Below are 26,026 nucleotides of genomic sequence, written 5' to 3' on the forward strand. Positions count from 1 at the left end.
AGGCCCTGGGGCTGCGCCCCAGACCCCCTCGCGGGGGCTCCGCCCCCTGCACCCCTTTGGGGCTCCGCCCCGAAACCCGGCGCCGCCCGACTGACCGCGGGCCGTCCGTGGCACTCGCGCAGTTCCTCGCGCCCCTAACACCCCGCCCGGCCTCGGACCGTGCGTGGTACTTGCGCAGTTCCCCGCGCCCCTGAATCTGTATATCCAGCCTGTTCGGCGATCGAGGACGCCAGCCTGTATCAAGCCCGTACGGCGTTTGAGGACGAGCGCCGTTCAGGCACGAACGGGGATCCGGGGGCGGAGCCCCCGAAAAGGGGTGCAGGGGACGAAGTCCCCGCAAGGGGGCTGGGGGCGCAGCCCCCAGAGGCTGAACCATCCAACGCCCTGCACGGGTGGGCGGGTGGGCAGACCCTCTGGGGTCTGGGGCGGAGCCCCAGGCAGGGGGCACGCGCACTCGCCCCGCGTTGGAACCTGGGCCGGGGTCAGCCCGCCAGGCGGACGTTCGTGCCCTCGCCCGAGAAGCGAAGCCCCGCCTCGGTGGCCGTCACCTTGTTCAGCTTGATGCTCGACGGCATCCCATCGATCTTCAGGTCGTAGTCGACCGCCTTGCGCAGCCGCTGGTCGAACCCCGGCACCGGCAGCTTCGGCAGCGACTCCGCCCGCAGCTGCACCGACCCCGACCCGTTCAGGCTCACCGTGCTGTACGCCGACACCGTCCGCCCCTGGAGCAGCGCCTTGACCGTGGCCGGCAGCACAACGCCCTGGCCCTCCAGGAGGTCGGTGAGCGGCCCGGTCACCTTGACCTGGCCCTTCGCCGCCCGCTCCGCCCCCGCGTAGCCGACCGTCGCCCCCTTGGGCGCGGCCTTCGACAGGTCGGCGTACGAGATCTGCGCCGCCCCGTCGGCCCGCCCCGCCACCGCCGACGAGAACGAGCTGTCGATCTTCACCGCGTACAGCTCGGCGGTGACCTCGGTGACGTTGACCGAGTGGCCGCCCGCCGTCGCGGTGACCCCGGACAGCGAGACGTCGACCTCGTCCAGTTCCTTTCCGAGGACCTGGGTCAGGAAGGGAAAGCCCTTGATGTCGACGTCGGGGGTCGAGCTGAGCCGCTGGCTGCTCTTGATCTTGTCGGCCGTCTTGGACTCGGCGATGTTCACCGCGATGCGGTCCGCGGCGACGAAGATGCCGCCCAGAACAATCGCGATGATCAAAAGTATTCGCAGTGCGCGCATTGCCTACGTCCCCCACCAGTCGGCCACCAGTCGGCCATCGACCCTTTGATCAGAAACTCCGGTTGATCGATCCTCCTGTTCGTGATCAATCCTCCGGAATGACGATCGCGAGCCTAGTCGCGGTTCCCTACGCCACGGCCCGCCCGATGAGATACAGCACAGGAACGGCCGCGGTGAGCGGCAGGGCGACGCCCGCCGTCATGTGGACGAACCGGGACGGGTAGTCGTACGAGGCGACCCGCAGGCCGATCAGCGCGCAGCCGCCGGCCGCGAGGCCGAGCAGCGCGCCGTCCGCGCCGATGCCGGTCAGACCGCCCGCCGCGATGCCCACGCCCGCCGCCGCGAGCAGCGCGACCACCACGGAGGCGGCCGACGGCAGCGGCAGCGCCCGCGCGAGGGCGGCGACGGCCACGGCCGCCGCGCCGACGGACACCGCGTGCGGCGGGGCCGCGAGGTACCCGCCGGCCAGGATCGCGAGCGCCGCCGAGGCGACCGTCGCCATCAGGCCGTACATCCGCTCGTCGGGGTCGGCGTGCGAGCGCAGCTGGAGCACGAGCGTGAGCAGCACCCACACCCCGAGCGTGCCCAGGATCGCGGCGGGCGCGTGCTCACGGCCGAGCGCCAGCAGGGCGACGTCGGCTACGAGCCCGCCCGCGAAGGCGAGCGCGATGCCCTGCCGGGCCGGCCACATCCCGTTCAGCCGGAACCAGCCTGCCGCCGTCACCGCCTGGAGGGCGATGAGCGGTACGGCCAGGGCGTACGGGCCCACGGGGGCCGCCACCGCGAGGAGCAGGCCCAGTACGGCGGTGAGCGCGGCGGGCTGCATCCCGGGCGCGATGACCGGCGAACGGCCCTCCGCGCGGGCCCGCTGGGCGTCGGTGATCCGCGCGTTGCCGACGGTGGTGGGCGAGCCGTACGCCGGGCCCTCGCCGGAGGCGGAAGCGGAAGGGTGAACGGGGCCCGGAACCGGGACGGAGACGTGCGTCGGGGCCGCGGCCCGCTCGTACACCGGCGCCGGGGCGGGCCCGGACGGCATCGGCATCTCCGGAGGCAGCGGCACGGACGTCGTCCCCGCACCGTTCTGCGCCGCGTTCTGCGCCATGTTCTGCGGCGGCAGGTACGCCGTGTCCGCCGCGTAGGGCGCCTCCGGCGCGCTCTCCTGCCAGGGCTGCCCGGGCGCGGGCTGGGCATGGCGCCCCCGGCGCGGCGCGGGCTCCACCGGCTGCTGCGCGGTCCCGGGCGGGATCGTGGGCTGGTACTGGGTGTCCCAGGTCTGCCCCTCCCAGGTCTGCGTGTACGGCTGCTGGTCCTGGTACGGCTCGTACGGGAACGGCGGCTGGGGCTGTACGGGCTGCCCGTACTGGTCGTACTGGGGCTGCTGCTGATACGGGTACTGCTCGCTCATGACGTGGGGGTCACCCTCCTGCGAACGGCGGGAGCACCTCGACCGTGCCGCCCTCGGCAAGGCGTACGGTCTCATGGTTCCGCTTCCCGACGGGGTCACCGTCGACCAGGAAGGAACACCGCTGGAGTACGCGCGTGAGCTCTCCGGGGTGCCGTTCGCGCACCGCGTCGAGGGCTTCGGCCAGCGTCCCGGCGGCGTACGGCTCCTCGCCGACACCGGCGGCGGACTTGGCCGCGGCCCAGAAGCGGATGGTTCCCGCTGCCATGGTGAGGCTCCTTTCGTCGCCCTCCATGATGGGCTACGCGGCGGGCCGCGCGGCGGTCAGCCAGCCCGCGATCCGCCCGAGCAGCTCCTCGCCGGCCGCGTTCTCGGCGTGCCCCATGCCCTGCTCCAGCCACAACTGCGCAGGTCCGGCGGCCGCCAGCATGCGCGGGTGGTCGACCGGGAAGTACGGGTCGCGGTCGCCGTGCACGATGAGCAGCGGGGTCGGCGCGATCAGCGGGACGGCCTCGACGGGCGAGAGCGGCACCGGGTCCCAGTCCTGTGCGTGGATGCGGGTCGCCAAGCCGAAGCGGCCCACGAGCCGCCCGGCGGGCCGGGTGATCAGCCAGTGCACCCGCCGCATCGGGGCCGTGCCCCGGTAGTACCAGCGGGCGGGTGCGCTGACCGCCGCCACTGCTTCCGTGCGCCCCCGCGCGCTCCCCCGGTGCGTCGCCGCGTGCCGCAGCACCACGGAGCCGCCCATCGAGAAGCCGACCGTCACCACCCGTTCGTACCCGAGTGATCTCGCCCACTCGACGGCCGCCGCCAGATCGAGCACCTCGCGGTCGCCGACGGTCGAGCGGCCGCCGGACTTTCCGTGCCCGCGGAACGAGAAAGTGATCACGGCCGCGTACTGCGCGAACACGCCCGCGGCCCTTCGTACTGCGGGCCGGTCGGCCGATCCCGTGAACCCGTGCGCGACCACGATCGCGGTGTCGCAGGCGCCCTTCACCCAGGGCTCGTAAACCGCCTCGATCCGGACACCGTCGGACGTACGCAGGGTTGCGCGCCGAGGTCCGGGAGTGATCGAGGAAACAGCGGAAGTGTGAAATCGACCCTCTGCCCCGGCATTCATGTGGGCTATTCTCCTTGGCAGAGGATCCGGGCAACGCAGCCCCCGGGTCCTTTTGTGTTTCCCGGTCGTTGTTACGGACGGGTGAACAAACGCTCACGCAAGGGGCCTGCGGGTAGGCCCTGAAAGCGCGAAGCAATGCACGAAGCAGTACAAGTACGAAGCAGTGCCGCAACGCCCCCGAGCTCCTGAGGAGCAGGGGGGACCCCCTCCGCAGGGACCGAGGAGGAACCGACGTTATGGGCGAGCGAACCGTGCACGATACGAAGCGGACCATCCGGGTAGGAGGAGCGCGATGAGCTCTCTGCTGCTCCTGACCAATGCCCTTCAGCCGTCGACGGAGGTGCTCCCCGCTCTCGGCCTGCTTCTGCACAGTGTGCGGGTGGCCCCCGCCGAGGGCCCGGCCCTCGTCGACACCCCTGGTGCCGACGTCATCCTGATCGACGGCCGCCGCGACCTGCCGCACGTGCGGTCGCTGTGCCAGCTCCTCCGCTCGACGGGCCCCGGCTGTCCGCTGATCCTGGTCGTGACCGAGGGGGGCCTGGCCGCCGTCACCGCCGACTGGGGCATCGACGACGTCCTGCTCGACACCGCCGGTCCCGCCGAGGTCGAGGCCCGGCTGCGGCTCGCCACCGGCCGGGCGCAGGCCACCTCGGACGACTCCCCCATGGAGATCCGCAACGGCGACCTCTCGGTGGACGAGGCGACGTACAGCGCGAAGCTGAAGGGGCGGGTCCTGGACCTCACCTTCAAGGAGTTCGAGCTGCTCAAGTACCTCGCCCAGCACCCGGGCCGGGTGTTCACGCGCGCCCAGCTGCTCCAGGAGGTCTGGGGCTACGACTACTTCGGCGGCACCCGCACGGTCGACGTCCACGTACGGCGGCTGCGGGCCAAGCTCGGTCCCGAGCACGAGTCGCTGATCGGCACCGTCCGCAATGTCGGCTACCGCTTCGTGACGCCAGAGAAGCCCGAGCGCACCTCCGAGGACGCCAAGGCGAAGGCGGTCGTGGACGCGGCCACCGGCGCGACCAAGGAAGCCGCGGCCCGCTCCCAGAAGCGGTAGCTCGCGTTCCTCGGCGGGGTAACCCGAACGGCAGATCACACATGGGGTACGACCTGCGATACGGCCTGCCCAGAGGCGGGTCACCCCGCGTAGACTGCCGCGCGTGGCCAAGGTGACGCGGGACGACGTGGCACGACTTGCGGGTACTTCGACCGCCGTCGTCAGTTACGTCATCAACAACGGACCCCGGCCGGTCGCCCCGGCCACGCGCGAGCGTGTCCTCGCCGCGATCAAGGAGCTGGGGTACCGGCCGGACCGGGTCGCCCAGGCGATGGCGTCGCGGCGTACCGACCTCATAGGAATGATCGTCCCGGACGCGCGCCAGCCGTTCTTCGCGGAGATGGCGCACGCCGTCGAGCAGGCCGCCTCCGAGCGCGGAAAAATGGTCCTGGTCGGCAACTCCGACTACATCGACGACCGCGAGGTGCACTACCTGCGGGCCTTCCTCGGCATGCGGGTCGCGGGGCTCATCCTGGTCAGCCAGGGCCCCAGCGAGCGGGCCGCCGCCGAGATCGACGCCTGGGACGCCCGGGTGGTGCTGCTGCACGAGCGGCCCGAGGCGATCGACGACGTCGCGGTCGTCACGGACGACATCGGCGGCGCCCAGCTCGCCACCCGCCACCTGCTCGAACACGGTCATGAGTACGTCGCCTGCCTCGGCGGGATCGAGTCGACCCCGGCCGTCGGCGACCCGGTGGCCGACCACGTCGAGGGCTGGCGCCGGGCCATGCTGGAGTCCGGCCGCTCCCTCGAAGGCCGCCTCTTCCAGGCCCCGTACAACCGGTACGACGCCTACAAGGTGGCCCTGGAGATCCTCGCCGGGCCCCAGCGGCCGCCGGCCATCTTCTGCGCGACCGACGACCAGGCGATCGGCGTGCTGCGGGCCGCCCGCGAGCTGCGCATCGACGTGCCGGGCGAGCTCGCCGTGGCGGGCTTCGACGACGTCAAGGAAGCGGCTCTCACCGATCCGCCGCTGACCACGATCGCCTCCGACCGGCCCGCGATGGCGCGGGCCGCCGTCGACCTGGTCCTGGACGACGGGCTGCGGGTGGCGGGCTCGCGCCGGGAGCGCCTCAAGCAGTTCCCCTCACGGCTCGTCGTACGCCGCTCCTGCGGTTGCGGGTAACCCGCCAACTGCCGGGCGCCGGGGCGCCTTTATTTCGGGCAAACACGGTTCTGCCGGGCTTCTTACGCGGTCCTCAGACTGCTCTCATGAACGCGCCCGAAGGTCATAGACATGACCGAGAGCCCCCGCCACAGCGGCGAGTACCCCGAGCAGCAGCCGAACCACTCTGACGAGTCCTGGCAGCGAGCCAAGGACGACGCCCGGCGAGAGGCCGAGGCCTACGCGGCCGCCTATCCCCCGCCGCCCCCGTACCAGCCGGCCACCCCGGTGACCACCGGCCCCGGCACCACGGTGTGGCCGGGCAGCGCGGCCGCCCACCCCGAGCCCGGCCTCGCCGGGTTCCACGGCGGCGGCAACAACGGCGGGACCGCGCACCTCGCCGGTGGCGAGGCGGGCGCCCCCAAGCCGCGCCGCGCCAAGCGTTCGGTCGGGCTCCTCGCGGCCGTGGCCATCATCGCGGCGGCCATAGGCGGCGGCACCGCGAGCCTCGTCGAGCACTACGTCGGCAACGACAGCTCCACCGTCAGCTCCGGGGTCAGCGGCACCAACGCCTCCAACAGCACCAACGGCACGGTCTCCGGCGTCGCCAAGGCCGTCATGCCGAGCATCGTCGAGATCAACGCGACGTCCGGCTCGGGGGAGTCGACCGGCGCGGGCGTGATCGTCACCGCCAACGGCGAGATCATCACCAACAACCACGTCATCTCGGGCTCGACCTCGATCAAGGTGAAGCTCAGCAACGGCAAGAGCTACACCGCGAAGGTCGTCGGCACCGACCCCGACAAGGACCTCGCACTGATCAAGCTGGACGGGGCGAGCGGCCTCAAGCCCGCCAGCCTCGGCGACTCCAGCAAGATCGCGGTCGGCGACCAGGTCGTCGCCATCGGCTCCCCCGAGGGCCTCACCGGCACCGTCACCTCCGGCATCGTCTCCGCCCTCGACCGCGACGTCACCGTCGCCAAGGAGCAGGGCAACCAGGGCCAAGGACAGGGCCAGGGCCAGGGCCAGGGGCGCGGGAACGGCGGCTGGCCGTTCGAGTTCGGCGGGCAGCAGTTCAACGGCGACACCGGCTCCTCGAAGACCACGTACAAGGCGCTCCAGACCGACGCCTCGCTCAACCCGGGCAACTCCGGCGGCGCGCTCATCGACATGAACGGCAACATCATCGGCATCAACTCCGCGATGTACTCGCCGAGTTCGAGCAGCCAGAGCGGTTCGTCGGCCGGCAGCGTCGGGCTCGGCTTCGCCATCCCGATCAACACCGTCAAGTCCGACCTCGCCAGCCTGCGCGGCGGCGGCAGCGGCGGCGCCGACACCGGCGGCACCAACAACCAGGGCAGCGGCAGCTCCGGCGGCTTCGGCGGCAGCTACTGATCCGCGCGGGGCAGTCAGGGTCTGTCCGGCGGATCTTGTCTGGAACGCGGGGGCCTGGCACGCCCTCCCCCAAGGCCTAAAGGGCCAGGGGGGACCCCCACCGCGTTGTCGTCGGTTGCCGACTCCCCCTAGTTCTCGGCTGCGCTCGAACAGGGGGGACCCCCACCACGTCGCCGCCCTCCTCCGCCTTGCAGCTGCACGCACCAGGCCCCCGCTCACCAGCGCCACAAGGCCGAGGCACCTCGCGGGCGACCAGATCCGCCGGACAGACCCGAGCCGCCCCGCGCCCCGCCGTCCGCATGCGAGGCTGATGTCACCGAGCCGCAAGACGCAGAAGAAGGAACCCGCTCATGAGCCCCGCCGAGGACGACCCGCAGCGCATCCTGATCGTCGACGACGAGCCCGCCGTCCGCGAGGCGCTGCAGCGCAGTCTCGCCTTCGAGGGATACGGCACCGAGGTCGCCGTCGACGGCCTCGACGCCCTCGCGAAGGCGGAGGCGTACCGGCCCGAGCTGATCGTCCTCGACATCCAGATGCCGAGGATGGACGGGCTCACCGCGGCCCGCCGGCTTCGCGCGGCCGGCTCCACCACGCCCATCCTCATGCTGACCGCGCGCGACACGGTCGGCGACCGCGTCACCGGGCTCGACGCGGGCGCCGACGACTACCTGGTCAAGCCCTTCGAACTCGACGAACTCTTCGCCCGCATCCGGGCGTTGCTCCGCCGCAGCTCGTACGCGGTCGACGCGGGGGCGGCCGGGCAGGACACCGGGAACGTCCTCACCTTCGCGGACCTGAGGATGGACCTGTCGACCCGCGAGGTCACCCGCGGCAACCGGGTGGTGGAGCTGACCCGCACCGAGTTCACCCTCCTGGAGATGTTCCTCGCCCACCCCCGCCAGGTGCTGACCCGCGAGCAGATCCTCAAGGCGGTCTGGGGCTTCGACTTCGAGCCGTCGTCCAACTCCCTCGACGTGTACGTCATGTACCTGCGCCGCAAGACGGAGGCGGGCGGCGAGCCGCGCCTCGTGCACACGGTGCGGGGCGTGGGGTACGCGCTCCGGCCGGGCGGCGCGGAGTGAACCGTCTGCTCCACCGGTACCGCGCGATGCCGCTGCGCTCCCGGCTCGCGATGCTGGTCGCCACGGCGGTGGCGGTGGCGGTGGCGGCGGTCGCGGTCACCTGCTGGCTGCTGACCCGGGCCCAGTTGCGCGCCGAGCTCGACACCACGCTGCGCAACACCAGCGCGCCCGCCAGCCTGGTGCTGACCGCGCTCCAGACCTGCAACTCGCAGGGCAGCCTGCCCCCTGGGCAGAAGCCGTTCGCCTACATCCAGGTGGTCCTTCCGGACGGCACCCGCTGCGTGGCCCCGGACTCCCCGCCCGTACGGGTCAGGCCCCAGGACATCGCGGTGGCCCGCGCCCGCAACCTCAAGGCCGAGACCCTGCACAGCAGTACCACCGAAGGCGGCATGGACGTACGGGTCCACACCCAGTTCCAGGAGTTCGACGGCAGGTGGGTCACCGTCTCGCTGTCCCGCCCGCTCACCGAGGTCGACTCCGCCCTCAACCGGCTGGCCCTGCTGCTGACCGGCCTCGCCGGCATCGGCGTGATCGCGGCCGGCGCCGCGGGCCTCTGGGTCGCGCGGACCGGGCTGAAGCCCGTGGACAAGCTGACCGGGGCGGTCGAGCACGTGGCGCGGACCGAGGATCTGACGGTCCGCATCCCGGTCGAGGGCGAGGACGAGATCGCGCGCCTGTCCCGCTCGTTCAACGCGATGACCGCCGCGCTCGCCTCGTCCCGGGACCGGCAGGCGCAGCTCATCGCGGACGCCGGGCACGAGCTGCGCACGCCGCTCACCTCGCTGCGTACGAACATCGAACTGCTCGCCCGGAGCGAGGAGACGGGGCGGGCCATCCCGCCCGCCGACCGCAAGGCGCTGATGGCGTCGGTGACGGCGCAGATGTCCGAACTCGCCTCGCTCATCGGGGACTTGCAGGAGCTGTCGCGTCCGGACGCGGTCCGGGAGGGCCCGCTGGAGGTCGTCGGCCTGCACGACATCACCCGGATCGCGCTGGACCGGGCGCGGCTGCGCGGCCCCGAGCTGACGATCACGGCCCAGCTGGCGCCCTGGTACGTACGGGCCGAGCCGGCGGCGTTGCAGCGGGCGGTGGTGAACGTGCTCGACAACGCGGTGAAGTTCAGCCCGCCGCGCGGGACGATCACCGTCGCCCTGGACCGGGGTGTCCTGACCGTCCGCGACCAGGGTCCCGGCATCCCCGCCGAGGATCTCCCGCACGTCTTCGAACGTTTCTGGCGCTCGCCGTCGGCGCGGGCCCTGCCCGGGTCCGGCCTGGGCCTGTCCATCGTGGCCCGTACGGTGCAACACGCGGGCGGCGAGGTCACTCTGGCCGCGGCCCCGTCCGGCGGCACCCTGGCCACGATCACCCTGCCGGGCGCGCCGACCCCGCCGCCGGAGACCCCGTAGCCAAGGCTGCGACCCGACCGGGCCAGGTCCCCGCACCCGGCCCCGTCCGGGAGGCTCCCCGCCGTACCCTCGTAGGCATGACAGACGCAGCCGTCCCCACCCCGTCCTCCCGCGAGATCCAGACGCTCGACGAGCTCAGTCACCCGCAGGCGCAGGCCGTCCTCGACCTCATCGCCGACGCCGCCCGCGCCGACGGGCAGCAGGCCGTTTCCGAGCAGGGGCGGCTCCAGTTGCGCGGGGGCCGGCGCGAGGGCGTGCGGCATTTTCTGCTGACCGTGGGCGACGTGCTCGCCGGGTACGCCCAGCTGGAGGACACCGACCCGGTCGAGGCGCCCGCCGCCGAGCTCGTCGTGCACCCCGCGTACCGCGGCCACGGGCACGGCCGGGCGCTGGGCAGCGCGCTGCTCGGCGCGACCGGCAAGCGGCTGCGGGTGTGGGCGCACGGCGGCCACTCGGCGGCCCGCCACCTCGCGCAGGTCCTGGGCCTGACCCTGTTCCGCGAACTGCGCCAGCTGCGGCGCCCGTTGAGCCCCCTCGACATCGCCGAGCCGGTCTGGCCCGCGGGCGTCACCGTGCGCACCTTCACGCCGGGCGAGGACGACGCGGCCTGGCTCGCGGTGAACGCGGCCGCCTTCGCGCACCACCCCGAGCAGGGCTCCCTCACCCAGCGCGACCTCGACGACCGCAAGGCCGAGCCGTGGTTCGACCCCAAGGGCTTCTTCCTCGCGGAGCGCGCCGGCGAACTCGTCGGCTTCCACTGGACCAAGGTGCACGCCGAGGAGCAGCTCGGCGAGGTGTACGTCGTCGGGATCCGGCCGGACGCCCAGGGCGGCGGCCTCGGCAAGGCGCTGACGGCGGCGGGTCTGCGCCACCTGGCGGCCGAGGGCCTGCCGACCGCGATGCTGTACGTCGACGCCGACAACACCGCGGCCGTCACCGTGTACGAGCGCCTCGGCTTCACCACGCACGAGGTGGACCTGATGTACCGCGCGGAGTCCTGAGCCCGCCCTCTTGCCGCCGCCGGGCCGCCGCCGCATCCTGTGGGGCCGGGCGGCGGGCCCCGCGGCGACGTCTGCGGGCCGGGGTCAGCTTGCCCGCACGTCATGTCCTCGTAACCAGCTATTCAGACACGCTTGCGACGCTCGCGTAATGAAGCCGCCGGCGCCCGCCACCCGGAACGGAACAGTTCCCCCCACGAGATCCCCCCGGGCACTCACTCCCGCCCTCTCCGACGCGCTGGACACCCCCGGCGCGCGGAACAATGGGGACATGAGCCAGCAGCCCAGCGCCGAGGTCCCGCTCCAGCCCGCCCAGCCGTCCGTCGGCTCCATAGCCGCGCACCGGCCGCACACGCTCGCGGCCGCCGTCTCCGACCTGGAGCCGGACATCGACGCGGACCTGGACGCCTACGAGGACGAGAGCGAGGGCGACGAACTCCCCTCGGGCCGCTTCCTGGACCGCGAACGCAGCTGGCTCGCTTTCAACGAGCGCGTCCTGGAGCTCGCCGAGGACCCGGCGACCCCGCTCCTCGAACGGGCGAACTTCCTGGCGATCTTCGCCTCGAACCTGGACGAGTTCTTCATGGTCCGGGTGGCCGGACTCAAGCGCCGCATCGCCACCGGCGTCGCCACCCGCTCCGCCTCCGGACTCCAGCCGCGCGAGGTCCTGGACCTGATCTGGACCCGCTCGCGCGAGCTCATGGCCCGGCACGCCGCCTGCTACCAGCAGGACGTGGCCCCGGCGCTGGCCGACGAGGGCATCCACCTGATCCGCTGGCCGGAGCTCACCGAGAAGGAGCAGGCCCGCCTCTTCACCCTGTTCCGCCAGCAGATCTTCCCGGTCCTGACCCCGCTGGCCGTGGACCCCGCGCACCCCTTCCCGTACATCTCGGGGCTCTCGCTCAACCTCGCCGTGGTGGTGCGCAACCCGGTCTCCGGGCACCGCCACTTCGCGCGCGTGAAGGTGCCGCCGCTGCTCTCCCGCTTCCTGGAGGCCTCGCCACAGCGCTACGTACCGCTTGAGGACGTCATCGCGGCGCACCTGGAGGAGCTGTTCCCCGGCATGGAGGTGCTCGCGCACCACATGTTCCGGGTGACGCGCAACGAGGACCTCGAAGTCGAGGAGGACGACGCAGAGAACCTGCTCCAGGCCCTGGAGAAGGAGCTCATGCGGCGCCGCTTCGGGCCGCCGGTGCGCCTGGAGGTCGAGGAATCCATCGACCCGTACGTACTCGACCTCCTGGTACGGGAGTTGAAGATCTCGGACGCCGAGGTCTACCCGCTGCCGGGCCCGCTCGACCTGACCGGCCTGTTCGGGATCTCCGCGCTCGACCGGCCGGAGCTGAAGTTCCCCAAGTTCGTGGCGGGCACCCACCGCGACCTCGCCGAGGTCGAATCCGCCTCGGCACCCGACATCTTCGCCGCCCTGCGCGAACGCGACGTGCTCCTGCACCACCCCTACGACTCGTTCTCCACCTCGGTGCAGGCCTTCCTGGAACAGGCCGCCTCCGACCCGGACGTGCTCGCCATCAAGCAGACCCTGTACCGGACTTCGGGCGACTCGCCGATCGTGGACGCCCTGATAGACGCGGCCGAGTCGGGCAAGCAGGTGCTGGTCCTCGTCGAGATCAAGGCGCGCTTCGACGAGCAGGCCAACATCAAGTGGGCCCGCAAGCTGGAGGAGTCCGGCTGCCACGTCGTGTACGGGCTCGTCGGCCTCAAGACGCACTGCAAGCTGTCCCTCGTGGTGCGCCAGGAGGGCGACACGCTGCGCCGCTACAGCCACGTCGGGACCGGCAACTACCACCCCAAGACGGCCCGCCTGTACGAGGACCTGGGGCTGCTCACCGCCGACCCGCAGGTCGGCGCGGACCTCTCGGACCTCTTCAACCGGCTGTCCGGATATTCGCGCCGCGAGACCTACCGGCGTCTGCTCGTCGCCCCCAAGTCCCTTCGGGACGGCCTGGTTTCGCGGATCAACAAGGAGATCGCCCACCAGCACGCCGGGCGGCCCGCCTACGTCCGCATCAAGGTCAACTCGATGGTCGACGAGGCCGTCATCGACGCCTGCTACCGGGCATCGCAGGCCGGCGTGCCCGTGGACATCTGGGTGCGCGGCATCTGCGCGATACGGCCGGGCGTGACCGGGCTCTCGGAGAACATCCGGGTCCGCTCGATCCTCGGCCGCTTCCTTGAGCACTCGCGGGTCTTCGCGTTCGGGAACGGCGGCGAGCCCGAAGTCTGGTTCGGCAGCGCCGACATGATGCACCGCAACCTCGACCGACGCATCGAGGCACTGGTCCGGGTCGCCGACCCGGCCCACCGCGCGGCCCTGAGCCGGCTCCTGGAGACCGGGATGTCGGACACCACGTCGTCCTGGCACCTGGGCGCCGACGGGAACTGGAACCGGCACTCGACCGATGCCGAGGGACAGCCGCTGCGGAACGTACAGGAGATGCTGATAGACGCCCGGAGGCGCCGGCGTGCAACGCCCTGAGAACATCGCCGGACAGGAGCTGGCGGGCGAGATCCTCGCCCCCTACCTCCACGCGCAGGCGGGGGAATTCCTGCGCGGCCTCCGCCTCCACCGTGAGGCGGGGCCCGACAACCACTCCACCGAGGAGGCCGCCCTCGCCCTGCGCGCGGCCGCCCGCCGCATCAGCGGCACCCTGCACACCTTCCGCCCGCTGCTCGACCCGGCGTGGGCCGACCAGCTGCGGGCCGAACTCGCCTGGCTTTCCGGCACGTTGGCGGGCGAGCACTCCTGCTCGGCCCGGCTCACCCGGCTCCTGGACGCCCTGCACCGGCTCTCCGGCCCCGGGGTGCCGCCGCCGCGCGGTGACGCGGGCACCCTCACCGTGGGCGCCGCCCGCGCCGGCGCGCTGCTCGACCGCCAGCTGACCCTGGCCCGCACCCGGGCCCACTCGGCGGCGCTCCAGGCGCTCGGCTCGTCCCGCTTCCACGCCGTGGCGGACGCGGTCGCGCTGCTCGCGAGCGAGGTGCCGCTGGCGTCGACGGCCGCCGCCCACGCCTGCGAGGTGCTCGCGCCCGCGGCCCTGGACGCCGAGGACCGCCTTGACCGGGCGGTGGCCGCGCTGCCGCTGGCCCGCGCAGCCCATCCGTACAACGCGGAGGCCCTGGTCCAGGAGAGCGAGTCCCAGGACAGCCCCTGGCACCAGGTGCGGCTGCTGCTCCGGCTGCACCGGTACGCCCAGGAAGTGCTGCACCACGGGCTCGGAGAGCCGGATCCCGCCGAGCGGCTCCTTGCCGCGGGGCGGGCGCTCGACCGGCACCGGGACGCGGCCGAGGCAGCGGCGGCGGCGTCCGCCGCGGCCCGCACGCCCCGGATCGCGCCGACCACCGCGTACGCGCTCGGCGTGCTCCACGCCGACCAGCGGCACGACGTGGAGGCGGCCCGCTTCGCCTTCCAGCGGATCTGGCAGCCTGTGGCGGTGACTTCAGCACCTTCGGCTTCAGCACCCACGGCGACCACGGCCGCACCATGAGCACCGCACCCGACGGAACCGTCCTCGCCGCGGGGTGCGTGCTGTGGCGCCGCTCCCCGTGGGGGGACGAGGGGATAGAGGTCTGCCTCGTCCACCGCCCGAAGTACGACGACTGGTCGCACCCCAAGGGCAAGCTGAAGCGGGGCGAGGCGGCGCTGGCGGGGGCGCTGCGCGAGGTCCTGGAGGAGACGGGACACCAGTGCACGCCCGGCGCGGCGCTGCCCACCGTCCACTACACGGACGGCCAGGGCCGGCCCAAGCGGGTCGAGTACTGGGCCGCCGAGGCGGGCGAGGGCCGGTTCACCGCGAACTCCGAGGTCGACCGGCTGCTCTGGCTGCCCCCGGCGGCCGCCCACCACCGCCTCACCCAGCCCCGCGACCGCCAGCTGGTCCTGGCGCTCCTCGATGCGCTGCACTCCGCCTGATCCGGAATTCCGCCCGAAACGCGCCCTGAACAGGGGCGCACCCCGGCAGCGGAATCGGTTCCGTATCCCTGCTGAACACGAACCGGTAACGGTCGGCACCGCACTGCCCGCCACGGTTCACCTTCCGTTAACTCTCCCCCGTCGACCGCTTCACCTGTTCTGCCTAATTTCGGCCTTACACGGTGCACGGCATCCCGCCCTCACCGCACCACCACGCACGCCGCCGTACAACGAACGGAAACCGGCGGCTCCCGGAAGGAACACCCGAAAGTGAAGCTTCAGCGCAAGAACCGGCTCCGCGCCACCGCCCTCGGCGTCATCGCCGTGTCCAGCGCCCTGGCCCTCACGGCGTGCGGCAGCGACAACAACAGCGGCGGCGGGACCACGGACGGTACGGGTGGCACGGCCTCCGGCGCTGCGTCGAACGTGAAGTGTGACGGAGCCAAGGGCCAGCTCCTGGCCTCCGGCTCCTCCGCGCAGAAGAACGCCATGGACCTCTGGGTCAAGAACTACATGGCGGCCTGCAAGGACGCGCAGATCAACTACAAGTCCTCCTCCTCCGGTGAGGGCATCGTCGCCTTCACCCAGGGCACGGTCGCCTTCGCCGGCTCCGACTCGCCGCTCAACGCCCAGCAGGTCGAGGACTCCAAGAAGGTCTGCACCGGCGGCCAGGGCATCAACCTCCCGATGGTCGGCGGCCCGATCGCGATCGGCTTCCACGTCGAGGGCGTCGACAGCCTCGTCCTGGACGCCTCGTCCCTCGCCAAGATCTTCAGCGGCAAGATCACCAAGTGGAACGACGAGGCCATCGCCAAGCTGAACCCGGGTGCCAAGCTCCCGGACCTGGCGATCCAGGCCTTCCACCGCTCCGAGGACTCCGGCACCACCGAGAACCTCACCAAGTACCTCAGCGCCACGGCGAAGGCCGACTGGACGTACGCGCCCGCCAAGAAGTGGGCCGCCCCCGGTGGCCAGGCCGCCTCCGGCTCCGCCGGCGTCGCCGCGCAGGTCAAGCAGACCAACGGCGCCATCGGCTACTTCGAGCTCTCCTACGCCTCCTCCCAGTCGATCAAGACCGTCGACATCAACACCGGCGCCTCCGCCCCGGTCAAGGCCAGCTCCGCGAACGCCTCCACCGCCATCGCCGCCGCGAAGATCGCCGGTACCGGCAAGGACCTGGCGCTGAAGCTGGACTACGCGACCAAGGCCGACAACGCCTACCCGATCGTCCTCGTGACGTACGAGGTCGCCTGCGACAAGGGCAACAAGGCCGCCACCCTCCCCGCGGTCAAGTCCTTCCTCTCCTACGCGGCCGGCGCCGACGGGCAGAAGCTGCTCACCGACGCCAGCTACGCGCCGATCCCGTCCGAGATCAACGCCAAGGTCATCGAGACCATCAACTCCCTCTCGTAGCGCGACAGTTGAGCCGCCGGGCCGAAGACCCGGCGGCTCGCGTGGGGCGGGGGCCCCGATCCGGCCCCCGCCGCACACCATCCGGTGCACCGCCGCCAGGGGACCCCGTCGGTCCCCGCCCACAGACCGGAAAGACCATGGCTTCTTCCATAGCAACGGACACACCTCCGCCACCCGCTCCCGCCCCGGCAGCACGCCGCAAGCAGTCCACCGGCCGCGCGGGCGACAAGATCTTCCTCGGGCTCTCCCGGGGCTCGGGCATCTTCCTGCTCGTCGTCATGGCGGCCATCGCCATCTTCCTGAGCATCCGGGCCGGCATCGCGATCTCGAAGGACCAGGGCAACTTCCTGACCACCTTCGACTGGAACCCGGCCGGCAGCCCGCCGGCGTTCGGCATCGCGGTCCTGCTCTTCGGCACCGTCGTCAGCTCCGTCATCGCGATGGCCATCGCGGTCCCGGTCGCCGTCGGCATCGCCCTGTTCATCTCGCACTACGCGCCGCGCAAGCTGGCCGCACCCCTCGCGTACGTCGTCGATCTGCTCGCCGCCGTGCCGTCGATCGTCTACGGCATCTGGGGCGCCCTGTTCCTGGTGCCCTACCTCGGCGGCCTCAACGACTGGCTCGACACGTACCTGGGCTGGACCGTCGTCTTCGAGAAGACCCAGGTCGGCGTCGCCCGCTCCATCTTCACCGTCGGCATCCTGCTCGCGATCATGATCCTGCCGATCGTGACCAGCGTCAGCCGCGAGGTCTTCCTCCAGGTCCCGCGCATGAACGAAGAGGCCGCCCTGGCCCTCGGCGCGACCCGCTGGGAAGTCATCCGCCTCTCGGTGCTGCCGTTCGGCCGCTCGGGCGTGATCTCCGCCTCGATGCTGGGCCTGGGCCGCGCGCTCGGCGAGACGATGGCCGTCGCCACGGTCCTCTCCCCGAGCTACGTCCTGTCGCCGCACGTCCTCGACCCCGGCGGCGGCACCTTCGCGCAGAACATCGCCGCGAAGTTCGACGAGGCCAACCAGCTCGGCCGCGACGCCCTGATCGCCTCCGGCCTGGTCCTCTTCGTCCTCACCCTGCTGGTCAACGGCGGCGCCCGCATGATCATCGCCCGCCGCAAGGAGTACTCGGGGGCCAACGCATGAGCCCGGTGTCTTCCCGGGGGACAACCCCCGGACCCCCGGCCGCAGCCCACCGGGGCCGGCCCCGCCGAGACCTCCGCCCCGAAGGGAGCCCCGCATGAGCCACGTAGCCGTTCAGGAAGCCCCGGCCACCCCGGCCCCCGGCAAGGGCAGCCTCAGCCACCGCTCCCTGCCCCGCTGGGCCGGCGCCGGCTTCGCGGTCGCCGCGATCGCGCTCGCCGTGGGCATCGGCCTCGCCTTCGACCTGCAAAGCAAGGTCCAGTGGGGCATGCTGGCGGCCCTGCTCTTCATCCTCATCTCGTACGTGGTCACCACGGCCGTCGAGAACAAGCGGCAGGCCAAGGACCGGGTGGCGACCTCCCTGGTCTGGGTCTGCTTCGTCCTCGCCGTGATCCCGCTGTTCTCCCTCCTGTGGACGACGATCAGCCGCGGCACCAAGGTCCTCAACGGATACTTCCTGACCCACTCGATGGCCGGCGTCCCCGCCTTCGAGCAGGGCGGCGGCATCTACCACGCGCTGATCGGCACCCTGGAGCAGATCGGCATCGCCACCCTGATCTCCGCGCCGCTCGGCCTGCTGACCGCGGTCTACCTGGTGGAGTACGGCAAGGGCGCACTCGCCAAGGCCGTCACCTTCTTCGTCGACGTCATGACGGGCATCCCGTCCATCGTCGCGGGCCTGTTCATCCTGACCCTGATGCTGATGTTCGACCTGCAGCCCTCGGGCTTCATGGGCTCGCTCGCCCTCTCGATCCTGATGATGCCGGTCGTGGTCCGCTCCACCGAGGAGATGCTCAAGCTCGTCCCGAACGAGCTGCGCGAGGCCTCGCTCGCCCTCGGCGTGCCCAAGTGGCGCACCATCCTGAAGGTGGTCATCCCGACCGCGATCGGCGGCATCACCACGGGCTTCATGCTCGCGGTCGCCCGCATCGCCGGCGAGACCGCCCCGATCATGCTGCTCGTCTTCGGCAACCAGCTGATCAACACGAACCCCTTCGAGGGTGCTCAGTCCTCGCTCCCCTTCTACATCTGGGAGCAGTACCGGGTCGGCAGCGACGCGTCGTACGACCGCGCGTGGGCGGCCGCCCTGGTCCTGATCGCCTTCGTCATGATCCTCAACCTGGTGGCCCGCGGCATCGCCCGCTGGAAGGCCCCGAAGACCGGTCGCTGACGGCGGCCACCTCAGCGACCCTCTTCGCACGCTCGAAAGAAGCAGTGATTGTTATGGCCAAGCGAATCGACGTATCGGGCCTCTCCGCCTACTACGGCGCCCACAAGGCGATCGACGACATCTCGATGACGGTCGAGCCGCGCTCGGTGACGGCCTTCATCGGCCCGTCCGGCTGCGGCAAGTCCACGTTCCTGCGCACCCTGAACCGCATGCACGAGGTGACCCCCGGCGGCCGCGTCGAGGGCAAGGTCCTCCTGGACGACGAGAACCTGTACGGCTCCGCGGTCGACCCGGTGGCGGTGCGCCGCACGGTCGGCATGGTGTTCCAGCGCCCGAACCCGTTCCCGACGATGTCGATCTTCGACAACGTGGCGGCGGGGCTGCGCCTGAACGGCAAGTTCAAGAAGAGCGAACTGGCGGACGTCGTCGAGAAGTCCCTCAAGGGCGCGAACCTCTGGAACGAGGTCAAGGACCGCCTGAACAAGCCCGGTTCGGGGCTCTCCGGCGGCCAGCAGCAGCGCCTGTGCATCGCGCGCGCCATCGCGGTGGAGCCGGACGTCCTCCTGATGGACGAGCCCTGCTCGGCCCTCGACCCGATCTCCACCCTCGCCATCGAGGACCTGATCGGGGAGCTGAAGGAACGCTTCACGATCGTGATCGTGACGCACAACATGCAGCAGGCGGCGCGGGTCTCGGACCGTACGGCGTTCTTCAACCTCGCGGCGGTCGGTCAGCCGGGCAAGCTGATCGAGATCGACGAGACGGAGCGGATCTTCTCCAACCCGTCCGTGCAGGCCACGGAGGACTACATCTCGGGCCGCTTCGGCTAGGCCCGCCCCAGAACGTCTGCGGTGCTGCATGGCGGTGCCACCGCAAGACGAAGGGCCCGCCCCGGTACACCCGGGGCGGGCCCATTTACGTGCACCCCGCGTCCCTGGGGCTCCGCCCCAGACCCCGTTCGCGCCTTAAGGGCGCTCGTCCTCAAACGCCGGACGGGCTGAAATGCCCCGGTGCGGGCCAGCACCACCCTGCTAGGGGCGCGGGACTGTGTCATTGTGCGGCTCCGCCGCGTGGGCGCGACCAGCCACCCACGGTCCGCAGCGGAAAGCCGTGCGCACGCATAGCCCCTCCGGCGCTTGAGGAGCGGGGGTCCGGGGGCGGAGCCCCCAGGAGGGGTGCGGGGCCTACCCGAAGAAGAGCCGCACCACCAGATAGCTCAGCGCAGCGACCCCCGCCGCGGCCGGCATCGTAATGAACCACCCCAGGATGATGTTCTTCGCGACCCCCCACCGCACCGCGTTGACCCGCTTCGTCGCCCCCACACCCATGATCGCCGAGGTGATCACGTGCGTCGTGGAGATGGGCGCCTGGAACAGGAAGGAGGACCCGAACATGATCGAGGCACCCGTCGCCTCCGCGGCGAACCCCTGCGGCGGATCGAGCTCGATGATCTTCCGCCCCAGCGTCCGCATGATCCGCCAGCCACCCGCGTACGTACCGAGCGACAGCATCGCCGCGCACGCGATCTTGACCCAGATCGGGATCTCGTCACCCGCGGACTGAACGTTGGCGATGGTCAGCGCCATCACCACGATGCCCATGGTCTTCTGCGCGTCCTGGAGGCCGTGGCCGAGCGCCATGCCGGCCGCCGAGACGGTCTGCGCGATGCGGAACCCGCGCTTGGCCTTGTGCGGATTGGCCTTGCGGAACATCCACAGGATCGCGCACATCACGAGGTAGCCGACGATCAGACCGACCACCGGCGAGACGAACATCGGGATGACGATCTTGTCGAGCACCCCGGACCAGTACACCGTGATGCCGCCCGCGAGCGCCGCCCCGACCATGCCGCCGAACAGCGCGTGCGAGGAGGACGAGGGCAGCCCGAAGTACCAGGTGACCAGGTTCCAGATGATCGCGCCGACCAGCGCCGCGAACAGGATCCCCATCCCCTTGTTGCCCTCGGGCGTGGAGATGAGCCCCTCGCTGACGGTCTTGGCGACGCCGCTGCCGAGGAAGGCGCCGGCGAGGTTCATGACGGCGGCCATGGCGAGCGCGGCCCGCGGCGTCAGTGCCCGCGTGGACACCGACGTGGCGATGGCGTTCGCCGAGTCGTGAAAGCCGTTCGTATACGTGAATCCGAGCGCGACCCCGATGGTCACGATCAACGCAAAGGTGTCCACGGAGGTCAGGACTCCTTGACGGCGATGGTCTCCACCGTGTTCGCCACGTGCTCGAACGCGTCCGCCGCCTCTTCGAGTACGTCCACGATCTGCTTGAGCTTCAGCACCTCGATGGCGTCGTACTTGCCGTTGAAGAGGTGGGCGAGCAGCTTGCGGTGGATCTGGTCGGCCTGGTTCTCCAGACGGTTGACCTCGATCCAGTACTCGGTCAGATTGGACATCGTCCGCAGGTTCGGCATCGCCTCGGCGGTCAGCACGGCCGCCCGGTTGAGCACCTCGATCTGCTGCTCGACGCCCTTGGGCAGTTCCTCCACGTTGTAGAGGACGACCAGGTCGACGGCCTCCTCCATGAAGTCCATGATGTCGTCGAGGCACGAGGCGAGGTTGTAGATGTCCTCGCGGTCGAACGGCGTGATGAAGGAGGAGTTCAGCTGGTGGAAGATCGCGTGGGTGGCATCGTCCCCCGCGTGCTCCGCTGCCCGCATGCGCTCCGCGATCTCGGCCCGGGACGCGGAATCCGCTCCGAGCAGTTCCATGAGGAGCTTCGAGCCCGTGACGATGTTGTCCGCGGATGCGGAGAACATGTCGTAGAAGCTCGTCTCCCTGGGGGTCAGACGAAAGCGCACGTGGGGTCCTCGGAGTGCTTGGGATTCGGTCAGGCTGATGCTAGGCGCATCATCCGGCCACGGCTAACCGGCGTTCTTCAGTGTCGCCCATCAGGCACAGTGATCAGCACGGGCCCCCGCCGGGGATCCGGAAATTCGTTACCATATACCCATGAGGGGTATCGAACCCCTTGCCGCACACGGCAGGCCACCAGGCACATGGCAGACAACGGGAGGACGCGATGACGACCACCGAGGCAGCCGGCCCCCCGGTCGAGACCCCTGTGACCGATCACGACCACGGCGTGCACGGCTACCACAAGCAGAAGGACGAGCACCTCAAGCGGCTGCGCCGGATCGAGGGCCAGATCCGCGGTCTGCAGCGGATGGTCGACGAGGACGTCTACTGCATCGACATACTCACCCAGGTCTCCGCGTCCACCAAGGCCCTGCAGTCCTTCGCCCTCCAGCTCCTGGAGGAACACCTGCGGCACTGCGTGGCGGACGCGGCGGTGAAGGGCGGCGACGAGATCGACGCCAAGGTCGAGGAAGCCACCAAGGCCATCGCCCGCATGATGCGCACGTGACGCGCGGACGCGGCCGCACGTGAAGCAAGCAGGCACCCGTATGAACGGGGCGCGGCGGGCTCGGACCGGCCGCGCCCTCTGCCGCCTCAGCAGGGACCGGCACCCCAGTAGGGACCGATAGGACCTAGCCCCGAGAGTTACGTTCCGGCGGCTGCCCGGCCGGTCCGGGCTGCCCCACGTTCAGCACCTCGTCGATGAGGTCCGGGCTGAGCCGGTCCCCCTCCGCGGCGGACGCCGCGATCATCAGTTCACCGCACAGCTCGATCTCGACGAGGGCCACGTGGTCCTGGACGGTCGCACCGCGAAGCGAAGCCACGCACATCACCTCTTCCTCGACCTCTTCCCGCTCTTCTCGCCATCGTCGGCTTCCTAGCGTAGGGAGAGGGACACGGACCGCGCATGGCACGGACGGACCATTTCCGCCACCACAGGCCCACCTGAGGGGGCCATTTCTGGCTGATTACGGCTGGATCTTCCCGTCGAAGATGTCTCGCGCGTCGGGCAGCCGTACGCTCACGGCCGCCCCGAACGCGTACAGCAGCGTCGTCGAGGCGACCGCGACGGGCCGGCCCCGGTTGACGTAACTGAACTGCTGGCGCACCTTGCACAGCCGCCCCGCCTCGTCGAGGTACGCGTCGAACGGCACCGCCCCCTTGGAGAACCCTTTCGCCACACTCGCGGGCAGTACGGCGCTCCCCCGGTAGTGCCGCACCTTCACCCCGGCCAGTTCCTCTTCGCCGACGTACGTCACGCCCTGCGCGCCGCGCAGCAGCTCGGCGGCCGTGTACGGGTCGGTGACGCCGCCCGTGACGAGGTTGCCGTCGGCGAGCGCGGCGGTGTCGACCCGCACCCACTTGTTCGCGGGCACCCCGGCCCCCCGGTTCTTCATGTAGAGCGCGCCGGGCGCGAGGAGCTCGGTGATCGGCTGGTGGTCGACCTCCCCCGCGGCGTCGTTGGGCAGCACCACCGTCAACTGCCCGGTCCTGCGCCGGAAGTCGTACGTTCCCTGGCCCCGGATCGCGACCCGGGTGCCGCCGGTGGCCATCTCCATGGAGGTGGTGGCCTTCGAACTCCCCGCCGCCACAAGGCGGTCGGCGGCGCCGCGCACCAGCGCCGCCGGGTCGGCGGTGCCCCCGCTCGTGACTTCCGTGCTGCTCGCGCCGCACCCGGCGGCGCTCGCGATCACCCCGCCCACCAGCGCGGCGACCGCGATCGCACCCGCTCGCCCGGCTCCGTGCCGTTGCACCACCATCGTCGCCAAACCCCCAACGCCCACTGGCCTAGCCCGTACTCCTAACGACTCCGGTACGGCCCCCGTCACGCCCGCAGTACGGTGGTGAGGTGCCCCACCAGACCACCATCACGGAACGCGGCAGCTTCGCGATCGCCCGCTGCTCCTGCGGCTGGACAGGCCCGGCCCGCCGAAGCCGCGACAGAGCCCGGACGGACGCCCAGACCCACAACCCGCCCCTCGCCGTCCCGTCCGGCATCTGACCAGCCCCCTCCCTGCGAACGCGCGCTCCCCCCACCGCGGGCCGCCATCGCTTGTTGCGCAGTTCCCCAGGCCCCCAACCCCCGTTCGACCTCGGACCGTGCGTGGCTGGTCGCGCCCACGCGGCGGAGCCGCACATGTCACAGCCCCGCGCCCCTGGCAGCACTGACTTTGGCCAGCACCGGCATCTCCAGCCCGTCCGGCGAACACGGGCATCAGCCCACTCCAGCCCGTCATGGGGGTCCCCCCTGGCCCTTAAGGCCTTGGGGGAGTTTGAGGACGAGCGCCCTCAAGGCGCGAACGGGGTCTGGGGCGGAGCCCCAGGAACGACCACCGGGCCGCAGCCAGAACGATTCACCCCCGGAGGGTCTAGGGAAGGGGCGGGGTGGGGAATGAGCAAGCGCAGTGCCCCACACGCCCCCGGGAGCCCCGAATGCGCCGCCGCACCCTCCTGACCGCCGCCGCGGCCACCCCGACCGCCCTCACCGCAGCAGCCTGCACCACCGGCACCGGCGCCGGCACGCACAAACCGCCCCCGCCCAGCACCACCCCCTCCGCGTCCGCGCCCGCAAACTGGACCGCCCTCGCCCACTCCCTGCAGGGCAAACTCGTCCGCCCCGACGACGCCGATTACGCGACGGCCCGCCAGCTCTACAACACCCGCTACGACGACCAGAAGCCCGACGCGGTCGCCTACGTCGCCCACGAGGCGGACGTACAGGAATGCCTCGCCTACGCCCGAGCCCACCGCACCCCGATCTCCGTCCGCAGCGGGGGCCACGACTACGCCGGGTGGTCATCGGGCACGGGCCGCCTCGTCATCGACGTATCGCGGCTGAGCGGCGTCGCGGCCGACGGCACCATCGGCGCGGGCGCGCGGCTGATCGACGTCTACACCGACCTCGCCGAGAGCGGCCGCACGATCCCCGGCGGCTCGTGCCCCACCGTCGCCGTCTCGGGCCTCACCCTCGGCGGCGGCCACGGCGTCACGGCCCGCGCGTACGGGCTGACCTGCGACAACGTGACCTCCGTCAGCCTCATCACCGCCGATGGCCGAAAACTGACGGCGAGCGCTAAGCAGAACCCGGATCTGTTCTGGGCGCTGCGCGGCGCGGGCAACGGCAACTTCGGGGTGGTCACCGGATTCACCTTCCGTACGCACCCGTCCCCGCAGGGTGTGACCGCCTTTCTGACCTGGCCCTGGCGGCAGGCGCAGGGCCTGATCGAGGCCTGGCAGGAGTGGGGCCCGGCCCAGGCCGACGAGATCTGGTCCGCCGCGCACCTGGCGAGCGCGGCCGGCGGCGGCAACCCGACCATCAACATCGCCGCGTTCTCGATCGGTTCGTACGGCGACTTCCAGAACGCGCTCGACCGCCTCGCCGACCGCGCGGGCGCCCCCGCCGCCTCGGTGTCCCTGCACCGCACCGGCTTCCAGGACGCGATGCTGCTGTACGCGGGCTGCTCCACGTTCAGCCAGGCCCAGTGCCACATGCCCGGCAAGACCCCGGGCCGCAACCCCCAGGGTGTGCTCCAGCGCGAGACCTACGCCGCGAAGTCCGACTTCTACACCAAGGCGCTCCCACCGGCGGGAGTACGTCAACTCCTCACCGGATCCGAGGAGTTCACCCGCATCGCGGCCGCGGACGGCGGGGGCGCCGGCACCATCGTGCTCACCGCGCTCGGCGGCGCCATCAACCGGGTCGCCCCGGACGCCACCGCCTTCGTGCACCGCACCTCGCGGGTGCTCGCCCAGTACATCGCCTCATGGCAGGCGGGCACTCCGGGTGCCACCCAGCAGTCCTGGCTGACCCGCACCCACGGCGCGATGCGCCCGTACGCATCGGGCGCGGCCTACCAGAACTATCCGGACCCGGCGCTCACCGACTGGCGCACCGCCTACTACGGCTCGGCCGCGCCGCGCCTGGCCCAGCTGAAGAAGCAGTACGACCCGACCAGGCTGTTCGACTTCCCCCAAGCGCTCTGACGAAGCGTCAGGTCAGGCGGCGAGGTCGCGCTCCTCTGACCCGGGGTACTCGACCGTGCCGCCGGCCGCCGCCGGAACCACCGTCAGCGCTTTGCGCGAGTGCACCAGGCGGCCGAGCCGCGGCGAGCGGGCGACGGCCGCGACGACCGGGGTGAGCAGCAGCTGGGCGAGCGGGGCGAGCAGCAGCGCGACGGCGGTGCCGAGCGCGAAGCCGCCCACGACGTCGGTCGGGTAGTGCACGCCCATGTAGACCCGGCAGAACCCTTCGAGCAGGGCGAGACCGAGCGCGACGAGGCCGAACTTCCGGTTGGCGACGAAGAGCCCGGCCGCGAGCGCCATGGCGAGGGTGGCGTGGTCGGAGACGAACGAGAAGTCGGTCTTGCCGTCGGCGAGGACTTCGAGGCCCTTGTGGTCGAGGAAGGGCCTCGGCCGTTCCACGAAGCCGCGAATGGGGATGTTGACCAGGACGGCGATCCCGGCGGCCAGCGGCGCCCACACGATCCCGGCCACGGACGCGACCGCCGACTGCCGGTCCTCCCCGCGCCGCACGCTCCACCAGCACCACAGCACGACGAGCACGAGGCCGAGCAGGATCCCGTACTCCCCGACGAACGCCATCGCGCGATCGAGCCAGGACGGGGCGTCCTTGGCGAGTCCGTTGATGTCGTAGAGCAGGCTGACATCGGGATTCGCGCCGTCGAATGCGAGTCCAGCCATGCTGCGGCCC

Annotated in this window: 25 protein-coding genes; 16 read left to right on the top strand and 9 right to left on the bottom strand. The window is 71.3% G+C overall.

All coding sequences use genetic code 11. The annotated features are described in order from the left end of the window. Window positions 1-482: 482 nt before the first annotated feature. From OHA17_RS18555 to OHA17_RS18570, 4 genes are all read right to left on the bottom strand, one after another. Entirely contained in the window at window positions 483-1,232 is a 750-nt protein-coding gene (locus tag OHA17_RS18555; RefSeq protein ID WP_406507537.1) for a DUF2993 domain-containing protein, read from the bottom strand. A 127-nt stretch (window positions 1,233-1,359) separates the two neighbouring features. Beyond that, window positions 1,360-2,637 (bottom strand): hypothetical protein, encoded by a 1,278-nt coding sequence (locus OHA17_RS18560; protein WP_406507538.1) that lies wholly within the window; start codon window positions 2,635-2,637, stop codon window positions 1,360-1,362. 10 nt (window positions 2,638-2,647) lie between these two features. Continuing rightward, window positions 2,648-2,902 (bottom strand): MoaD/ThiS family protein, encoded by a 255-nt coding sequence (locus OHA17_RS18565; RefSeq protein WP_053729010.1) that lies wholly within the window; start codon window positions 2,900-2,902, stop codon window positions 2,648-2,650. A gap of 33 nt (window positions 2,903-2,935) precedes the next feature. Next, a complete protein-coding gene (locus OHA17_RS18570; RefSeq protein ID WP_398880319.1) occupies window positions 2,936-3,754 on the bottom strand; it encodes an alpha/beta hydrolase in 819 nt (272 codons plus the stop codon). A gap of 292 nt (window positions 3,755-4,046) precedes the next feature. Here OHA17_RS18570 and OHA17_RS18575 point away from each other — a divergent pair, with 292 nt between their 5' ends. The 13 genes from OHA17_RS18575 to pstB all read left to right on the top strand — a co-directional run bounded on the left by OHA17_RS18575 (window position 4,047) and on the right by pstB (window position 19,278). Continuing rightward, the gene (locus tag OHA17_RS18575) at window positions 4,047-4,814 is read left to right on the top strand and encodes a response regulator transcription factor (protein WP_053729011.1); all 768 of its coding nucleotides are present in this window, start codon (window positions 4,047-4,049) and stop codon (window positions 4,812-4,814) included. A 103-nt stretch (window positions 4,815-4,917) separates the two neighbouring features. Continuing rightward, entirely contained in the window at window positions 4,918-5,940 is a 1,023-nt protein-coding gene (locus tag OHA17_RS18580; RefSeq protein ID WP_053729012.1) for a LacI family DNA-binding transcriptional regulator, read from the top strand. A 111-nt stretch (window positions 5,941-6,051) separates the two neighbouring features. Then, window positions 6,052-7,314, top strand: a complete 1,263-nt coding sequence (locus OHA17_RS18585) for a S1C family serine protease (RefSeq protein ID WP_406507539.1) — start codon at window positions 6,052-6,054, stop codon at window positions 7,312-7,314. A gap of 350 nt (window positions 7,315-7,664) precedes the next feature. Then, a complete protein-coding gene (locus OHA17_RS18590; protein ID WP_406507540.1) occupies window positions 7,665-8,396 on the top strand; it encodes a response regulator transcription factor in 732 nt (243 codons plus the stop codon). Window positions 8,397-8,401: 5 nt separating this feature from the next. Further along, a complete protein-coding gene (locus tag OHA17_RS18595; RefSeq protein WP_398880500.1) occupies window positions 8,402-9,802 on the top strand; it encodes a sensor histidine kinase in 1,401 nt (466 codons plus the stop codon). 77 nt (window positions 9,803-9,879) lie between these two features. Continuing rightward, window positions 9,880-10,803 carry a mycothiol synthase gene (mshD, locus tag OHA17_RS18600; protein ID WP_398880315.1) on the top strand — a complete coding sequence of 308 codons (924 nt, stop codon included), beginning with the start codon at window positions 9,880-9,882 and terminating at the stop codon, window positions 10,801-10,803. Window positions 10,804-11,071: 268 nt separating this feature from the next. Next, window positions 11,072-13,297, top strand: a complete 2,226-nt coding sequence (locus OHA17_RS18605; RefSeq protein WP_053729015.1) for an RNA degradosome polyphosphate kinase — start codon at window positions 11,072-11,074, stop codon at window positions 13,295-13,297. After that, window positions 13,284-14,306, top strand: coding sequence for a CHAD domain-containing protein (locus OHA17_RS18610; RefSeq protein WP_406507541.1), 1,023 nt, complete (start codon window positions 13,284-13,286; stop codon window positions 14,304-14,306). Before OHA17_RS18605 ends, OHA17_RS18610 begins: the two co-directional genes overlap by 14 nt. Further along, a complete protein-coding gene (locus OHA17_RS18615) occupies window positions 14,303-14,731 on the top strand; it encodes an NUDIX hydrolase (protein WP_406507542.1) in 429 nt (142 codons plus the stop codon). Before OHA17_RS18610 ends, OHA17_RS18615 begins: the two co-directional genes overlap by 4 nt. Window positions 14,732-15,001: 270 nt before the next feature. Then, the gene (gene pstS, locus OHA17_RS18620; protein WP_406507543.1) at window positions 15,002-16,144 is read left to right on the top strand and encodes a phosphate ABC transporter substrate-binding protein PstS; all 1,143 of its coding nucleotides are present in this window, start codon (window positions 15,002-15,004) and stop codon (window positions 16,142-16,144) included. Window positions 16,145-16,281: 137 nt separating this feature from the next. Next, window positions 16,282-17,280: a phosphate ABC transporter permease subunit PstC gene (pstC, locus tag OHA17_RS18625; protein ID WP_406507544.1), complete on the top strand. Its 999-nt coding sequence runs from the start codon at window positions 16,282-16,284 to the stop codon at window positions 17,278-17,280. A 94-nt stretch (window positions 17,281-17,374) separates the two neighbouring features. Further along, on the top strand, window positions 17,375-18,448 hold the full coding sequence (pstA, locus tag OHA17_RS18630; RefSeq protein WP_398880309.1) for a phosphate ABC transporter permease PstA: 1,074 nt from the start codon (window positions 17,375-17,377) through the stop codon (window positions 18,446-18,448). Between the two features lie 53 nt (window positions 18,449-18,501). After that, a complete protein-coding gene (gene pstB, locus OHA17_RS18635) occupies window positions 18,502-19,278 on the top strand; it encodes a phosphate ABC transporter ATP-binding protein PstB (RefSeq protein ID WP_399053030.1) in 777 nt (258 codons plus the stop codon). A gap of 354 nt (window positions 19,279-19,632) precedes the next feature. On the opposite strand, the gene OHA17_RS18640 is transcribed toward pstB, so the two are convergent. Beyond that, a complete protein-coding gene (locus tag OHA17_RS18640) occupies window positions 19,633-20,631 on the bottom strand; it encodes an inorganic phosphate transporter (RefSeq protein WP_053729021.1) in 999 nt (332 codons plus the stop codon). A gap of 5 nt (window positions 20,632-20,636) precedes the next feature. Next, the gene (locus OHA17_RS18645) at window positions 20,637-21,257 is read right to left on the bottom strand and encodes a DUF47 domain-containing protein (protein WP_053729022.1); all 621 of its coding nucleotides are present in this window, start codon (window positions 21,255-21,257) and stop codon (window positions 20,637-20,639) included. 221 nt (window positions 21,258-21,478) lie between these two features. Between OHA17_RS18645 and OHA17_RS18650 the strand changes: the two genes are divergently transcribed. Further along, on the top strand, window positions 21,479-21,823 hold the full coding sequence (locus OHA17_RS18650; protein WP_053729023.1) for a metal-sensitive transcriptional regulator: 345 nt from the start codon (window positions 21,479-21,481) through the stop codon (window positions 21,821-21,823). A gap of 124 nt (window positions 21,824-21,947) precedes the next feature. On the opposite strand, the gene OHA17_RS18655 is transcribed toward OHA17_RS18650, so the two are convergent. Together OHA17_RS18655 and OHA17_RS18660 are read right to left on the bottom strand one after the other, a co-directional pair. Then, window positions 21,948-22,145, bottom strand: coding sequence for a hypothetical protein (locus OHA17_RS18655; protein WP_053729024.1), 198 nt, complete (start codon window positions 22,143-22,145; stop codon window positions 21,948-21,950). 138 nt (window positions 22,146-22,283) lie between these two features. Further along, entirely contained in the window at window positions 22,284-23,075 is a 792-nt protein-coding gene (locus OHA17_RS18660; protein WP_406507545.1) for a hypothetical protein, read from the bottom strand. 89 nt (window positions 23,076-23,164) lie between these two features. Between OHA17_RS18660 and OHA17_RS18665 the strand changes: the two genes are divergently transcribed. Next, window positions 23,165-23,317 carry a hypothetical protein gene (locus OHA17_RS18665; RefSeq protein WP_406507546.1) on the top strand — a complete coding sequence of 51 codons (153 nt, stop codon included), beginning with the start codon at window positions 23,165-23,167 and terminating at the stop codon, window positions 23,315-23,317. A gap of 431 nt (window positions 23,318-23,748) precedes the next feature. Then, window positions 23,749-25,299, top strand: a complete 1,551-nt coding sequence (locus tag OHA17_RS18670) for an FAD-binding oxidoreductase (protein WP_406507547.1) — start codon at window positions 23,749-23,751, stop codon at window positions 25,297-25,299. A 12-nt stretch (window positions 25,300-25,311) separates the two neighbouring features. Here OHA17_RS18670 and OHA17_RS18675 read toward each other — a convergent pair whose 3' ends face one another. Next, a complete protein-coding gene (locus OHA17_RS18675; protein WP_053729026.1) occupies window positions 25,312-26,016 on the bottom strand; it encodes a phosphatase PAP2 family protein in 705 nt (234 codons plus the stop codon). Between the last annotated feature and the right edge of the window lie 10 nt (window positions 26,017-26,026).

The sequence above is a fragment of the Streptomyces sp. NBC_00212 genome (assembly GCF_045206365.1).
Taxonomy (GTDB): domain Bacteria; phylum Actinomycetota; class Actinomycetes; order Streptomycetales; family Streptomycetaceae; genus Streptomyces.